At 66.3% G+C, this 15186-nt stretch carries 11 protein-coding genes and 1 pseudogene; 6 read left to right on the top strand and 6 right to left on the bottom strand.

Annotation, left to right across the window (positions count from 1 at the left end; genetic code table 11):
• Positions 1-594: LysR family transcriptional regulator (locus tag LGN10_RS31845; RefSeq protein WP_226226114.1), on the bottom strand; the 594-nt coding region annotated here is incomplete at its 3' end.
• A gap of 160 nt (positions 595-754) precedes the next feature.
• Here LGN10_RS31845 and LGN10_RS31840 point away from each other — a divergent pair.
• Together LGN10_RS31840 and LGN10_RS31835 are read left to right on the top strand one after the other, a co-directional pair.
• Positions 755-1732 (top strand): quinone oxidoreductase family protein, encoded by a 978-nt coding sequence (locus tag LGN10_RS31840; RefSeq protein ID WP_059640100.1) that lies wholly within the window; start codon positions 755-757, stop codon positions 1730-1732.
• Between the two features lie 24 nt (positions 1733-1756).
• The gene (locus LGN10_RS31835; RefSeq protein WP_081059172.1) at positions 1757-1909 is read left to right on the top strand and encodes a DUF1427 family protein; all 153 of its coding nucleotides are present in this window, start codon (positions 1757-1759) and stop codon (positions 1907-1909) included.
• 27 nt (positions 1910-1936) lie between these two features.
• On the opposite strand, the gene LGN10_RS31830 is transcribed toward LGN10_RS31835, so the two are convergent.
• On the bottom strand, positions 1937-2965 hold the full coding sequence (locus tag LGN10_RS31830; RefSeq protein WP_060315573.1) for a transporter: 1029 nt from the start codon (positions 2963-2965) through the stop codon (positions 1937-1939).
• A gap of 206 nt (positions 2966-3171) precedes the next feature.
• Positions 3172-4137 (bottom strand): phage tail protein, encoded by a 966-nt coding sequence (locus tag LGN10_RS31825; protein WP_226226113.1) that lies wholly within the window; start codon positions 4135-4137, stop codon positions 3172-3174.
• Positions 4138-4258: 121 nt separating this feature from the next.
• Here LGN10_RS31825 and LGN10_RS31820 point away from each other — a divergent pair, with 121 nt between their 5' ends.
• From LGN10_RS31820 to LGN10_RS31805, 4 genes are all read left to right on the top strand, one after another.
• On the top strand, positions 4259-5104 hold the full coding sequence (locus tag LGN10_RS31820; RefSeq protein WP_059640096.1) for a M15 family metallopeptidase: 846 nt from the start codon (positions 4259-4261) through the stop codon (positions 5102-5104).
• Between the two features lie 301 nt (positions 5105-5405).
• Entirely contained in the window at positions 5406-9350 is a 3945-nt protein-coding gene (gene tssM / locus LGN10_RS31815; RefSeq protein WP_226226112.1) for a type VI secretion system membrane subunit TssM, read from the top strand.
• Positions 9347-10336 carry a type VI secretion system-associated protein TagF gene (tagF, locus tag LGN10_RS31810; RefSeq protein ID WP_059577148.1) on the top strand — a complete coding sequence of 330 codons (990 nt, stop codon included), beginning with the start codon at positions 9347-9349 and terminating at the stop codon, positions 10334-10336. The genes tssM and tagF overlap by 4 nt, the downstream gene beginning before the upstream one ends.
• Positions 10337-10340: 4 nt before the next feature.
• Positions 10341-11291, top strand: a complete 951-nt coding sequence (locus LGN10_RS31805; RefSeq protein ID WP_059577151.1) for an OmpA family protein — start codon at positions 10341-10343, stop codon at positions 11289-11291.
• Between the two features lie 82 nt (positions 11292-11373).
• On the opposite strand, the gene LGN10_RS31800 is transcribed toward LGN10_RS31805, so the two are convergent.
• The 3 genes and pseudogenes from LGN10_RS31800 to LGN10_RS31790 all read right to left on the bottom strand — a co-directional run.
• On the bottom strand, positions 11374-13635 hold the full coding sequence (locus tag LGN10_RS31800) for a DUF2235 domain-containing protein (RefSeq protein ID WP_099316016.1): 2262 nt from the start codon (positions 13633-13635) through the stop codon (positions 11374-11376).
• Positions 13622-14542 (bottom strand): DUF3304 domain-containing protein, encoded by a 921-nt coding sequence (locus LGN10_RS31795; protein WP_180278184.1) that lies wholly within the window; start codon positions 14540-14542, stop codon positions 13622-13624. The genes LGN10_RS31800 and LGN10_RS31795 overlap by 14 nt, the downstream gene beginning before the upstream one ends.
• Before the next feature lie 253 nt (positions 14543-14795).
• Positions 14796-15185 (bottom strand): annotated as a pseudogene (locus tag LGN10_RS31790) (hypothetical protein); the annotation flags it as partial.
• Between the last annotated feature and the right edge of the window lies 1 nt (position 15186).

Raw genomic sequence — 15186 nt, 5'->3', positions numbered from 1 at the left:
CCACGCGAGACAGTCGTGGCCGGCCAGCGCGTCGGGCGATTCGGGCTCGCCGCGCCGTGCGAGGTAGGCCGCGCTCGCGCACAGCACGCGCCGTTGCGGCGCCAGCACGGTCGCGACGAAACGCGTGTCCTCCAGCGGCCCGATACGCACCGCGAGATCGACGTCGGAACCGAGTCGCGCACCCTGCAGATCGACCATGCTGTCGGTCAGCACGAGATCGACCTGCAACGCCGGATGATGCTGCATGAACGCGGCCAGCGCGCCCATCAGGTGCCGCCGGCCGAACGGCGCCGGACAGTCGATGCGCAGCAGCCCGCCCGGTTCGTCGTGCTGGCTGTGCAGGTCTTCCTGCAGTCCGCGCAGCTCGGCCAGCATCCGTGTCGCGCGACCGTACAGCAACTGCCCGGCCTCGGTCGGCCGGAGCGCGTGCGTGGTGCGATGCAGGAGGCGGATACCGAGTTGCGTCTCGAGCCGGTCGATGCGCCGCGTGACCGACGACGCGGCGACGCCAAGCCGGCGCGCGGCTGCCGAGAAGCTCTGCTGATCGACCACGTCGACGAACAGCGCGAGGTGCGGGGAAAGGAAGTCGTCCATTCAGGGGCCTGAGGGTCTGGCTGTGCGGAAAGCGCAAAGCAATCATCCGCCTTTGCACGTTTCCGCGTCAAATCGGGCCCACTAGACTGCCTTCATCGCTTTCATCCGCCGCACGCGCCGGCCCGCCGGGCCGCGGCGGCCCTCGTTCATGGAGAATCTCATGCGCAGCATTCGCTTCGACACCCCCGCCGCCGACATCGAGTCGCTCGACGCGCGGGTCCGGGACATTCCGCCGCCCGTGCCGGCCGACGGCCAGATGCTGATCGAGGTGCGCGCGGCCGGCGTGAACCCGAGCGACGTGAAGGCCGCGCTCGGCCGCATGCCGCATGCGGTGTGGCCGCGCACGCCGGGGCGCGACTGGGCCGGCATCGTACGCGGCGGCCCGGACGACTGGATCGGTGCGCCGGTGTGGGGATCGGGCGGCGATCTCGGCGTCGGCCGCGACGGCTCGCATGCGCAATGGCTCGTGCTGGATGCCGCGCACGTGCGCCGCAAGCCGGCCGTGCTGACGCTCGACGAAGCGGCCGGCGTGGGCGTGCCGTTCGTCACCGCGTACGAAGGCTTGCGCCGCGCCGGCATGCCGACGGCCGACGACGTCGTGCTCGTGTTCGGCGCGAACGGCAAGGTCGGCCAGGCCGCGATCCAGCTCGCCACCGCGCGCGGCGCGACCGTGATCGGCGTCGAGCGCGGCCCGGGCGGCTATCGCGGCCACGCATCCGGCGAGGTCCGCATGATCGACGCATCGAGCCGGACGGTGGCCGACGCGGTGCGCGAGATGACCGGCGGCCACGGCGCGGACCTCGTCTACAACACGGTCGGCAGCCCGTATTTCGAAGCCGCGAACGCATCGATGGCGATCGGCGCGCGGCAGATCTTCATCTCGACGATCGAGCGCAGCGTGCCGTTCGACATCTTCGCGTTCTATCGCGGCCAGCACACGTTCGTGGGCATCGATTCGCTGCAGCTCGGCGCGGCCGCGGTCGCGCGGATCCTCGACACGCTCGCGCCCGGCTTCGGCAACGGCACGCTGCGCCCGTTTCCGATCGGCGACGGCTACGTGTACCCGCTCGAGCGTGCGCACGATGCGTATCGCGCGGTGCTGGCCGGTGCGCGCGAACGCGTGATCCTCAAACCCTGATACCGGACCACACGGGAGACCGCCATGATGGACTACGTGATTTCGCTCGCGGTGGGCGTCGGTGTCGGCGTGTTGTACGCACTACTGCACGTGCGCTCGCCGGCCCCGCCGCTCGTTGCGCTCGTCGGCCTGCTCGGGATGGTGATCGGCGAACGCGCGATCGCGCTGCTGCGGTGACGCGTCGATGCGACGCCCGGTGCCGCGCTAGCGATCGTCGCGGCGCCGGAACGCCCACCACGCGGCCAGCGCGGTGAAGCCCGCGACGAGCAGCACCATCAGCCAGAAGCCGTGCTTGTTCTCCGCGAACGGCACGCCGCCGACGTTCATCCCGAAGAACCCGGCGACGATGTTGATCGGCAGCGCGATCACGGTGACGAGCGTCAGCGTGAACAGCGTCCGGTTGTTCTGCTCGTCCAGGCGCGAGCCGATCTCTTCCTGCAGCAGCTTGATGCGCTCGTTGAGCCCCGCCAGATCGGCGAGCACCAGCGAGAATTCCTCGGTCGACTCGCGCAGTTCCTGCACGTCTTCCGTATGCAGCCACGCGGGCGGCTTCGCGAGCAGCCGGAAGATCGAGCCGGGCTCCGGCGCGAGCATGCGCTGCAGGCGCGTCAGCGTACGGCGCATCGCGCCGAGCTCGATGCGGCTCGACGTGAGCCGCTGCGACAGGAAGCGATCCTCGATGCGGTCGACGTCGACGCTCGTGCGCCGCATGATCTGGATCAGCAGGTCGGCCTGGTCGCGCAGCAGATGCACGAGCAGCTCCGCGGGCGACCGGAACGCCTCGCCGTCGCGCACGCACGCGCGCAGCGTGTCGACCGAGCGCAGCGGCTTGAGCCGCGCGGTCACCATGATGCGCCGCTCGACGTGGACGAACAGCGTCGCGATCTCCGACGGCGTCAGTTCGAGGTTGAACATCACGTCGTTGACGATCGCGCGCAGCGCGCCGTCCTCCTGCTCGATGCGCGTCGAGCGCGAGCCTTCGTGCAGGAATTCGAAGAAGCTGTCGGGCAACCCGAGATGCGTGCGCATCCAGCGCTCGCTCGCGCCGTGCGCGAGATTGAAGTGCAGCCAGACGAAATCGCCCGGTGCGGCCGCGCCCTGTTCGCGGCACGTGCGCAGCCATGCGGCGGCCGCGTCGGCATCGAGCGTCGCGCCGGCGCCGCCCGGAACGAAGCGGAATCCGCACACCATGCCGGACGTATCGGCGCCGTAAGTCTGTACGATCAGGTCCATCGTGTCGAAGGTCGTGCGGCGCGCCGCACATCGCGGGTCGCGGGCCCGCGCCGGGAAAAGAAAGGAGACGTATGCCCGACGGCCATGACACGCGCGTGACAGTGTCACGCGGCATCATGCCGGCAGCTTTCCGTTCCCCGAAAACAAACGCGCCGCCCATCGGGGCGGCGCGGACAAGCAACACGTCGCGGCGGGCGCGGCGCGCGCTACTGGCGCGTCTCCGACTGCGCGGCGCTCGGGCACGCCGGGTCCTTGCCCCAGTGGCCGTCGCACACGCGCCAGCGGCACAGCTGATCCTCGAAGAAACCGCGCTCCGAACACGCCTTCACGCGCGACGCCAGCGAGCCGCCGGTCGCCGCCGTCTTGGTCGACACGGCCTGCGCCTTCTGCGCGGCGAGCGTCTTGTCGGCCGGCTTCGTACGCGCGACGAGCGCGGCGAGCAGATCGGCATCCGGATCGTCCTTCGCGCCCGCCTTCGCGGTACGGGCCGCCGTCGCGTCGCGGCGCTTCTTCGCCTGCGCGAGTTCGGCCTGCTGTTCCTTGCGATGCTTGCGGGCGTCGGCCTTCGTGTCCGCCTTCGTGTCGGCCTTGCCGTGGGCCGCGACCTTCGCGCTCTTCGACGCGTCGGCCTTCGCGGACCTGGCCGTCGCCGCCGTGGCCGCCGCGGCGGTTGCGGCTGCGCCGGCCGTGGCCGCGCCCGATGCGTCGTCGGCGCCGTTGGCGAGCGCGCGCGACAGGCGGCTGTTGTCCGCGGCGGACGCGGCGGACGCCGATGCAACGGCCTGGGACGCCGAATCGTCGTTGACGATCGTGGCCGGTTGCGCGGCCGGCGCGGCCGGCGCGGCGGACGCGCCGTTCTGCGCGACCTGCACGGCGGCGCCGCTGGCCGGGGCGGCCTTGCCAGGCGCCGTGGCGGCTACCACCGCCGCGGGCTGTTCGCCCGACGACTGCTGCATGCGCCACGCGCCCCAGCCGCCGACGGCCACGACCAGCGCCACGACGGCGGCGATCGGCCCCTTCAGCGAACGGCGCGGCGGCTCGGCGGGCGGCGTGACACGCCCTTCCAGATCCGCGAGAATGCGCGACTGCCGAGGTCCTCCCTCGCCTGCCGGTTTGGTATCGGACAGCAGGCTGGGCGGAGTTTTCGAATTTGAATTTTCCGGCGCACTCATTCAGCGTCTCATTGAATCCTGGTTTAATTCACCGCGATAATATAGCCCGGCCTCTCGAAGCAGCCTGATTCTAAGAGCAAGCATTGCAAAACACAATCAATTCCAATTTCCGGGGATTTCTTTGATTGCCGTCGCACTCGTCGCCTATTTCGCCCTTGCCGTCGCCGTTGCGGCACTGTTGCTTTTACCGGGTATCCGGGCGGCCGTTTTCGAATCCGTTGCCCAGTTTCACGGCCGTCTCACGCGCCGGGCGAACGATCGCGCCGCGCGCGCGCGCAGTCAGATTGTTAAATCGGCAAGCGTGACGCGCGGCGCATTAAGCGATGTGCAAAATTTACTGGTTCGACGGCGCTTGATGATTATGGTATCGGCAGGTATTCTTGCGACGCCGCCATTGGTCGCCATCGCGTTACGCGGCCGGCAATTGTTCCAGTACGACGACACGGCGCGCGTGCCCGACGAGAAAATCGCCGCGCTGCTGCAGGGCGAGCAGCTCGTGCCGCCGCCGCCGCTGCCGCCGGAAGTCTTCGCCACGAAGGAAGTCGAGCAGGTCCGCCCGGCGCTGAAGGATGCGAGCCGCGACTGGAACCTGCTGGACCCGGATTTCCGCACGCGTTTGCTGCTGGTCTACAAGATCATGCACGAACAGCACGGTTATGAAATGGCGCTGCTGGAAGGTTACCGGAGCCCGGAACGGCAGAACCGGCTGGCGCAGATGGGCAGCAACGTGACCAACGCGGCAGCCTTCCAGAGTTATCACCAGTTCGGGCTGGCGGCGGACAACGCATTCCTGCGCGACGGCAAGCTGGTCATTTCCGAGAAAGACCCGTGGGCGATGCGCGGCTACCAGTTGTACGGCCAGGTCGCCGAACAAGTCGGCCTGACCTGGGGCGGCCGATGGAAAATGATGGATCTCGGGCACGTGGAATACCATAAACCCGGTTTTAAACTGGGACGCGGCAGCTAGTCAGGGCTGCCGGACAAGAAATAATGAGGGCGGCATGGGGCTTTTTAATCACCCGGCAGGAAACGATTTGGGCGGCGCAAACAATCGGGCATTCCGGTGCGCGATTTTTTCCGGCCGCCGCTTCCGTTTTAAATCTCACAGCGTCCTTTCGTTAATGCGCGCGCCTTCTCCGATGCCGCGAGCGTATTGATGCCAGCCTCCTTCATCCCGTTTGACAGCATGGCGACACATCGCGGCGCCACCCTTGCCGCTCGACGCGCCTGCGTCGCCTCACCGAATCGCACCGGAACCTGAACGTCCTATGCAACGCATCCTCAACGTGCTGACTCATCCGCGTACGCTCTCGATCGTCGGGATCGTCGCGCTAGCGGCCATTCTGTTCATCGTCGCCGACATGCTGCAGTTGCCGCTCCTGTGGGCGGCAATCGCGTTCGCGGCGGTTCTCGCGCTGTGGCTCGCCGTCGCGCTGTGGCGCCGCTGGCGCGTGAAGCGCGCGAACCGGCAGCTGGGCCAGGTGCTGGAAGAGCAGGCGGAAACCGGCAAGATCGCCGCGCCGGCCGCCGCCGCGCTCGCGCCCGACGCGAAGACGGCCGACCTCGACGTGCTGCGCACGCGCCTGTCGGATGCGGTGAAGACGATCAAGACGTCGAAGATCGGCCAGGTCTCGGGCGGCTCCGCGCTGTACGAGCTGCCGTGGTACATCGTGATCGGCAACCCGGCCGCGGGCAAGAGCAGCGCCGTGCTCAATTCCGGCCTGCAATTCCCGTTCGCGGACAAGAACAGCGCCGTGATCCACGGCATTGGCGGCACGCGCAACTGCGACTGGTTCTTCACGACCGAAGGGATCCTGCTCGACACGGCCGGCCGCTATTCGGTGCACGAGGAAGACCGCAGCGAGTGGCTCGGCTTCCTCGGACTGCTCAAGCGCTACCGCCCGAAGGCGCCGATCAACGGCATCATCGTCACGGCCAGCATCGCCGAGCTCACCGGCAACCGCCCCGAATTCGCGATCAACCTCGCGAAGAATCTCCGCCAGCGCGTTCAGGAGCTGACGGAAAAGCTGGAAGTGTTCGCGCCGGTCTACGTGATGTTCACGAAGGCCGACCTGATCACCGGCTTCACCGAATTCTTCAGCAGCAGCGACAAGCACGAGTACGACCGCGTGTGGGGCGCCACCCTGCCCTACGAACCCGACGACAAGCGCGACGTCGTCGCGCAGTTCGACACGCACTTCGAGGAACTCTACGAAGGGCTGAAGGAAATCAGCGTCGCGCAACTGTCGCTGTCGCGCGGCAACCAGCTGTCGCCGGGCCAGTTGAGCTTCCCGCTCGAATTCTCGACGATCAAGCCGTCGCTGCGCGCGTTCCTCGCGACGCTGTTCGAGAACAACCCGTTCCAGTACAAGCCGATCTTCCGCGGCTTCTACTTCACCAGCGCGCTGCAGGAAGGCGAAACCAACAGTGCGGCCGCGCAGCGCATCGCGCACCGCTTCGGCCTCGACGCGAGCGCGCTGCCGAAACCGCACAGCGCGTTCTCGAAGAACGGCTTCTTCCTGCGCGACCTGTTCTCGAAGGTGATCTTCGCCGACCGCCAGACGGTGCGCCAGTTCGCGAGCCCGACCAAGACGCGGCTGCGCTACGCGACCTTCTTCGGCTTCGTCGCGGCGCTCGCGCTCGCGCTGGGCGGCTGGACCTGGTCGACGATCGGCAACCAGCAGCTCGTCGCGAACGTGCAGGCCGACCTCGACAACGTCACGCGCCTGCAGCAGGGCCGCAACGACCTGCAGTCGCGCCTGCAGGCGATGGACATCCTCGAGGACCGGATCGAGCAGCTCGAACAGTTCCGCCGCGACAAGCCGCTGTCGGTGTCGCTCGGCCTGTACCAGGGCGACCGTCTGGAACAGCATCTGCTGACCGAGTACTACGGCGGCGTGCGCCAGATCCTGCTGGCCCCCGTGTCGCAGAACCTCGCGTCGTTCATGAAGGACGTGAACGCGCACCCCGAGCAGCTCGTGCCGATGACGCGCCCGCCCGAATCGGGCGCCGTGCAGGGCGGTACGATGCCGGTCTCGACGAACGCCGCGGGCGCCGCGCCGCAGGCGGCCGCCGCGCTGGCCGCGTCCGGCACCGCGCCGGCCGCCGCCCCGCAACAGGCAGCCGCGCCGCAGGGCGGCCTCTACAGCGACGCGTCGCCGACCAACGTGCAGGACGCGTACAACGCGCTCAAGACGTACCTGATGCTGTCCGACAAGCGCCACGTCGAACAGGCACACCTGACCGACCAGCTCGCCCGCTTCTGGCGCGGCTGGCTCGAGACGAATCGCGGCAACATGCCGCGCGACGAGATGATCCGGAGCGCCGAGCGCATGATCTCGTTCTACCTGTCGCGCGTGAACGACAACGACTGGCCGATGATCGACGCGAACCTCGCGCTCGTCGACCAGACCCGCGAGAACCTGCGCCGCGTCGTGCGCGGCATGCCGGCCCGCCAGCGCGTGTACGAGGAAATCAAGGCGCGCGCGTCGACCCGCTTCGCGCCGATGACCATCGCGCGCATCGTCGGCGACGGCAACCAGGGTCTCGTGGCAGGCAGCTACGCGATTCCGGGCACGTTCACGCGCGAAGCGTGGTTCGACTACGTGCAGCCGGCGATCCGCGATGCGGCGACCAAGGAACTGCAGGCGAAGGATTGGGTGCTCAACACGTCGACGCAGGACGACCTGACGCTCGAGGGCAGCCCCGAACAGATCCAGAAGACGCTCGTCGGCATGTACAAGACCGAGTACGCGCAGCACTGGCAGAAGTTCATGCAGGGCATCGCGGTCCAGGGCTTCACCAGCTTCGGCCAGGCCGTCGACGGCATGAACCGCCTGGGCGACCCGCAGGATTCGCCGATCCGCAAGATCCTCGAGACCGCGTACGACCAGACGTCGTGGGACAACCCGTCGCTCGCGAACGTCGCGATCAAGAAGGCGCAGACGGGCGTCGTGAACTGGGTCAAGCAACTGTTCACGCGCTCGCAGGCCGGCCAGATGGCGGCAGCCAACATCGACATCAACGGCAATCCGGCCGAGGTGCCGATGGGCCCGATCGGCCAGGAGTTCGTCGGGCTCGCGCGGATCGTCGCGACGCATGACGGCACGTCGATGCTGAAGGGCTACATGGAGTCGCTGTCGAAGGTCCGCACGCGCTTCAACGTGATCAAGAACCAGGGTGACCCGGGGCCGGGCGCGCGTCAGCTGATGCAGCAAACGCTCGACGGCAGCGGTTCGGAACTCGCCGATTCGCTGAAGCTCGTCGACGAGCAGATGCTGACGGGCCTGACCGATTCGCAACGCAAGTCGCTGCGCCCGCTGCTGGTGCGGCCGCTGATGCAGGCGTTCGCGGTCGTGATCCAGCCGGCCAGCGCCGAAGTCAACAAGGTGTGGAACGCGCAGGTCTACCAGCCGTTCCAGAACTCGCTCGCGACCAAGTACCCGTTCGCGGCGAACGCGAAGGTCGAGGCCGGCGCCGGCGAGATCGCGCAGGTGTTCGGCCCGGACGGCTCGATCGCGAAGTTCGTCGGCACGACGCTCGGGCCGCTCGCGGTGCGCCGCGGCGACACGCTCGCCGCCCGCACGTGGGGCGACATGGGCATCGGGCTCACGCCGGACTTCACGAACGGCTTCGCACGCTGGGTCGCGCCGCTCGCGGGCGGCGCCGCCGGCAGCGCGGCCGCGTCGTCCGAGCCGCAGACCGTGTTCCAGATCCTGCCGCAACCGAGCACGGGCACGACGGAATACACGATCGCGATCGACGGCCAGCAACTGCGCTACCGCAACACGCCGCCGCAGTGGACCAACTTCGTGTGGCCGAACCCGCAGGGCTCGCCGGGCGCGACGCTGTCCGCGACGACCTTCGACGGCCGCACGGTGCAGCTCGTCAACGAGCCGGGCCGCTACGGTCTCGAGAAGCTGATCAACTCGGCGCAGCGCAAGCGCCGTCCGGACGGCACGTTCGACCTGACGTGGGCGCAGGGCAGCGTGAACGTGTCGGTGACGATGCGCATCATCAGCACGTCGCAGCCGTCGGCCGGCGGCGGCGACCAGCCGCAGCAGCAGAGCCTGCGCGGCCTGCAGCTGCCGTCGTCGGTCGCCGACGCGAGCGCGGGCGCCGCGCAGAACGCGACGCAAGCCGGCGCCGGCACGCCGGGCGCCGCGCCGGCCGTCGCGGCCGCCAACGCAACGAATGCACAGAGGGCGCAATGACGCAAACCGTACAGGCGCAAATCGCCTACTTCGGCAAGATTCCGTCGCGCGGCGACTTCGTGAAGAGCGCGCACAATCCGCAGTTGCTGCAGACGCTCGATCGCTGGATCGCGCAGGCGCTGGAGCTGCTCGCGGAAGATCCGCGCTGGAAGATCGTCTACGAGGACGCGAAGCCGATGCATTTCGCGTTCCTCGGCTCGCGCAGCAAGCTCGCGATCGCGGGCCACATGGTCGCGAGCCACGACGTGTCGATGCGCCGCTTCCCGTTCCTCGGCGCCACCGCACTCGAGGTCGACCGGCCGCTCGCGTTCCTCGCGCGCAGCCCGCTCGCGTTCGCGCGGCTGTGGTCGCGCGTCGCCGCGCAGATCCCGCCGCTGCTCGGCAAGGACGAGCCGCCCGGCGCGCTGCAGGCGCTCGGCGACACGCAGGTGCCGATCGACATCGGCGGGCCCGGCACGTCGCATGACGGCACCTTCAACGATTTCGTCGAACACCAGTCGCTGTACGGCCTGCAGCAGATGCTGCTCGAAAGCGGTCACCCGGTGCGGCTGCGCGGCGCGATGCTCGCGCTCGGCTCGCTGCTGCGGCCGGTGATGCAGAGCGGCTCGTCGCACATCGAACGCGGCCTCACGCTGCCGCTGCCGGTCGATCCGTTCTACCGCAGCCTCGTCGCCGCGTTCTGGCTCGAGCTGATCGCGCCGTTCGTCGCGCAGGCCGACTTCGAGCTCGCGATCTTCATCGGCACGATCGCCGAACGCGAACGGCTGATCATCGGCTTCAACGGCGCGTCGGCGAAGACGCTGCTGAGCGTCGTCGACCCGCAGACCTACGCCGCCCACAACATCGACATCGACGATCCCGAGTGGATCGACGCCCATGCGCAAAACGATCACCAGATCAGCAAGCTCGTCAGCTACCTCGACCAACCGCAACTCTCGCTGCGCGTCGCCATCGACGCGTTCCGCGAAGCGTTCATCGGAGGCTGACGGCATGCATCGCACGATTCAGGCCCGGCGCGCGCGTCTTTCGGCCGCCGTCTCGCCCGCCCTCGCCGCACTGTTCGCCGCCGGCCTCGTCGCGAGCGGCGCGGCCTTCGCGCAGAATACCGGCGCGACCGTCACGCCGGTCGGCAACGGCACGGTCGCGACGACCGCGCTGCCGCAGGCCAGTCCGAACGCCGGCGGCGCGTCCGGCACGGTGGTGCACGGCACCGCCGCCACGATCGCGCCGCCGCCCGCGAACGCGACGCCCGGCCAGGTGGTGGTGGGCGGCAAGGTGCCCGACGAGGCGACCAAGGCGGCCGTGCTGCAGAAGCTGCGCGACACGTACGGCGCGACGAACGTCGTCGACCAGATCGAGGTGGGCGACGTCGCGACGCCGCCGAACTGGAGCGCGAACGTGCAGAAGTTGCTCGGCGCGCAGCTCAAGCAGATCAGCAAGGGCCAGTTGAAGATCAACGGCACGCAGATCGAGATGAAGGGCGAGGTGCACAACGAGGCGCAGCGCCAGCAACTCGCGAGCGACATGGCGAACACGCTGAACCCGACGTACACGATCAAGAACGGGCTGCGCGTGTCGGCGTCCGAACAGGGCGTGCTCGACCAGACGCTCGCGAACCGGACGATCGAGTTCGAGACCGGCAGCGCGACGCTGACGCCGCAGGGCAAGCTGATCCTCGACCAGATGGCGGCCGCGCTCGCGAAGATGCAGAACCGCACGGTCGACATCATCGGCCACACCGACAACTCGGGGAACCGGACGTCGAACATCGCGCTGAGCCAGGCACGCGCGGATGCGGTGAAGGGTTATCTGATCACGAAGAGCATTCCGCCGCAGCAGATGACGACGACGGGGGTGGGCCCGGATCAGCCGATCGCGCCGAACGATACGGCGGATGGCAGGGCGAGGAATCGGCGGATCGAGTTCCGGGTGGGGCAGTGAGTTGGCGGGGGGCGGCTTCGGATGATCCGCCCCCGGTGCCACCGAGTGTCAGCGGTAGGCGGTTGCGTGCCACAGAAGGACGTCAATGTGTCGGTGGCGTGCCCTGGTAACCTCTCGTCCATTGCTGGCTCTGCTTGCTCGCCTGGTCGACCCGTTTCGCAGTGAGATCGTCGCTCTTGCGCTGCTTGTCTTCCTTCGCATAGTCCGTCTTTCCGAACACGTCCTTGTCCCGCGTCCTGAAGTACAGCGAAGGCGCGAGCACGTGATCCTGCCAACTCGTCAGCAACGTATCGTGGACGAGCATGTCGAACATCGCCATCACCTCGGGCGGAAGCGGGTTCTTCCCCGCATACCCCTGCTCCCAGGCCTTGACCAGCGCAACCTCGTCCTCGTTCAGCTCAACACGGCGTGCAAACGCGGGCGCAAGGAACAGCGGCGTATAAGTCGGCTTGTTGTTGAACGACTGCGTGAAGCGGCGCCGTTGCTCGGCCTCGTATTCCGGCCGCATCTTCTCCCACTTGCCAGTCATCTCCCTCGCTTCCTTGTCGAGACGCTGCCAGACCGTCGTGTAATTGCTCGGCGGGACATCCTTCCATAAATCGTTGTAACGCTTGTCCGCCGCCTGCTTCGCGAGCTTCAGCTTCTGGATCTCGGGCGAGTCCATCCGCTGGCTGCCCATCATCGCCCAGTCGAGCTTCGCCTTTGCGTCGCGCCGGTCGTAGTCGGCTTTTTCGACGTCCTTGCGCCACTCGGTTGCCGGGTCGGTCACGGAATGACGGAATTCCGGATCCTGGTATCGCACGGCGATCCAGCGCAGGAATACCTCCGCATGCGGCAGAAAGTTCACGCCCTGCGTGTCCGGAACAACCTTGCGGTACGCATCGACAAGCGCCCTGATCCTGTATTGCTTGCCTTCGTAGGTGATCGGCGTCGCAATCGAGAAGCGACTGAATACGTCAGGCCGCCGCTTGGCTAGCGTTTCCATGTCGAGAAGCGCACTACCAGCCTTGAGCGCTTCGAACAGCATGTCCCGTAGCGGGATACGCATCAGCTCTGCATTGAAGCCCAGCGAACCATGCAACGAACCGCCGGCGATGTCGCTGCTCGTTCCCGGATAGAGCCGTTGCTCGGCACGAGTCTTTTCCAGGCTGTCGAGTCGCTGGTACATGCGCATCTCGTGAGCGGCAGCGAAATGCACGCACCGCTGCACGCTTGCGGGCACGGCAAGCGACCGGTCCTTGTAATTCGGCTTGATGGTCCCGAGAAACGGCAGGATGCCGATAATCTCGCCGGCCTCTTCCGACATAATCGACGACACCGCATCCAGCAGACCGACGAACTTTATTTCGAGCGAAATGCCGTTGAGTGCAAGGTCCTGATCGTCGCGACGCTTGTACTTGGTCGCCAGATCGTTGACGAACGCGCGTGCCAGCACGCAACCGCGATCGGCGCCAAACACCGATACTTCGATCTTTCGAATCTTCGACACCTGTCCCTTGACCGCCTCAACCGCTTTTTCCAGCTGGTCCTTCGCGGCAACGAGCCGTGAATCGACGCCGGTGCCGAAGTACGCGCTCATCACCTGCGCATCGCGCACGATCGGTACGTTTTCGATCGCGATTCCCGTAATGACCTGACGGACTGTCGATTGCACGATCTTGAGCGGATTGCGCTTCGCGTCGTTTTTTGCGTTCCGGAATACCGCGATGCCGCCTGCTTTCGTGCGCTCCCAGATCCGCTCCGGCGACGCGTCCAATACGTTCGCGATGCGGCGTGCGGTTCGGGGGATGTTCTGGATATCCTTCTTAAAGTCGTTGAAAGCATTCAGCATCGGCCGAAACGAGAACTCCGAGGCGGACTGCTTGGCTGCCGTCGTCACGCGACCTTTTACGTCCAGTTGCTTGATCGGCTGGTTCACACGTGCGACTGACTCCACAACGCCCTTCGTTGCGGCGAGCACCTTCTTGCCGACCATTTTCCCCGCGGCCAGGCCAGCATTGAGCCAGTCGTTCGACTTGGCATCCGCGTTGAGATCCGTCCCGAGGCCCGAATAGTAAAGGCGGAACCAGAACTGATTCACCGGACGATCGACGTCTAGGTTGGTGCGGTGCGCATCGAAAAGACGCGAGATGTTCGAGTACAGTCCGCTGTCCGGATCGTCTTCGTCCCTGCTTCGACCGAACGCATCGAAGAATACGCCGATACGGATCGTTGCTCCGCACGGCAGACAATCTCCCTTTGGATAGTTGGCTGTCGCCATCTTGTCGACTGCCATTCGCACGCTCTGTGGCGTAGCGTCGTCCGGATCGAGTCGAATGGCGTTTCGATCGTTAGCTGCGGCCATGGCTATTCTCCTCACGTGGCGGTGGCACCAGGCCCGCGGGAATGGACGGTACCGCAACCGCCTGAAATCGGTTCTGCCCAAGCTCCTTCACAACGGTCGGTGACAGGGCGGCCGCCGCCTTCGCGAATGCTCCCGGTTTCCCCTTGCTCGACTGGATGATCTTCTGCACCGCCGGGTGCGCGTCGAACCGGGGATTCACCAGAAGCGCGTAATAGGCGTATTGCTCAAGGTCGCTGCGATCTGTGAAGCGGTACTTGATCCAAGCCTCCGCAACGGTTCTCGAAATCCTGCGGTGCGACTGGGCGTCATTGTCCTCGTACTTCTTGTCGAGGCGCTTGCCGTACCGTTTCGTCAAGTCACGCGACACGTCCACGATCGGCAACCTGGTACTGCCCAGCATCTCTCCAGGAAATACCAGTTCGACATGATGATCGGGGTAGAAGTGGACCTCGAGAATGCGCGAGCCAATCGAATCCGGCTCCTTGGTTGGCGGCAACGAAACGTTCGTCTCCGCCTGCTGTTTCTTCACCTGCTCACCCGGCCGCCAGTTGTCCGCATCGTAATACGTCCACTGAACCTTGAAATCGTTGCCCTTCAGCAAGTAACAGCAGGAGATGCTGCCCTCCCCGGCCCCGGGTTCCAGGTCGCCGCCGCCGCGTGCCTTGTTGCCGAACTGGTCGGTGATCGTGAACCGAACGAGGTTGTATGGCAGGTAGTTCAGCGCCTCCGTTGAAATGCTAGTGTAGGTCGGATCGGACTTGCTGCACGCCGCCATCGACACGAATAGCAAGCCTGCGGCGGCGAGTCGCAACGCGGCGAGGAACCGTCCGCGAGTTGCGCGTGCGCCGTGACGGTCTGGAACGATCGTGCGGACTTTCGGCGCAGCGTATTGCATGAAATCAGGCATAAGCACTCTCTTCATATGGCCGCCGCAGCATGACGTCGGGAACGGGCCTGCACGGCGACCAGCTTGATATTTTCGTTCGTCGGTTCGAACAGCGGTTTCTGCAGCATTCACTCCGAGAGTGTGTCGACCTTGCCGTCGCAAACGGCAATCGCAGACTTACGCCGCACCGCTGAGTTCCTCCAGAAGAATCCGGTCGTCTGTGTCGCAAATCGCGTCCAATACGTACCCGGTACGATCCCCCATGCAGCGCATCCTTTGCACGCGGCGGTGGCGGCAAACCATCGAATATCACCGGCACCGCCGCTGCTTCGAACGCGTTGTTCGACAGCGAGAACAACACACGCTTCGGCAGCGATCGCATCGATTTCGCGAACATCCCCGGCTTGCCGGCGGCCGTTTCCACGATGCGCTGCACCTCAGGAGGTACATCGAACCGGCTGTTCACGAGCACCGCGTAATACGCATACTGCTCGATATCATCCCGATCGGTCAGACGGTATTTCAACCACGCCGACGCGACAACACGAGCGATACGACGAAACCGCTGATCCTCGCGCTCGGCATATCGCTTGTCCAGTTGCGTCTGATACCGTTTCGCCCACCTGACGACATCGACAATAGGCAGTCGCGCGTCGTCAAGCATC

This window comes from Burkholderia sp. AU32262 (genome assembly GCF_020419985.1).
GTDB classification, from domain to species: domain Bacteria; phylum Pseudomonadota; class Gammaproteobacteria; order Burkholderiales; family Burkholderiaceae; genus Burkholderia; species Burkholderia semiarida.
The sequence above is the reverse complement of the archived record's forward strand: the minus strand, read 5'-3'. Positions and strand labels throughout refer to the sequence as shown.

Bases quoted from the DNA above. Each gene is read 5' to 3' on its own strand.
- LGN10_RS31840 (WP_059640100.1), top strand. From the start codon at position 755: ATGCGCAGCATTCGCTTCGACACCCCCGCCGCCGACATCGAGTCGCTC.
- LGN10_RS31835 (WP_081059172.1), top strand. From the start codon at position 1,757: ATGATGGACTACGTGATTTCGCTCGCGGTGGGCGTCGGTGTCGGCGTG.
- LGN10_RS31830 (WP_060315573.1), bottom strand. From the start codon at position 2,965: ATGGACCTGATCGTACAGACTTACGGCGCCGATACGTCCGGCATGGTG.
- LGN10_RS31825 (WP_226226113.1), bottom strand. From the start codon at position 4,137: ATGAGTGCGCCGGAAAATTCAAATTCGAAAACTCCGCCCAGCCTGCTG.
- tssM (WP_226226112.1), top strand. From the start codon at position 5,406: ATGCAACGCATCCTCAACGTGCTGACTCATCCGCGTACGCTCTCGATC.
- tagF (WP_059577148.1), top strand. From the start codon at position 9,347: ATGACGCAAACCGTACAGGCGCAAATCGCCTACTTCGGCAAGATTCCG.
- LGN10_RS31805 (WP_059577151.1), top strand. From the start codon at position 10,341: ATGCATCGCACGATTCAGGCCCGGCGCGCGCGTCTTTCGGCCGCCGTC.
- LGN10_RS31800 (WP_099316016.1), bottom strand. From the start codon at position 13,635: ATGGCCGCAGCTAACGATCGAAACGCCATTCGACTCGATCCGGACGAC.
- LGN10_RS31795 (WP_180278184.1), bottom strand. From the start codon at position 14,542: ATGCCTGATTTCATGCAATACGCTGCGCCGAAAGTCCGCACGATCGTT.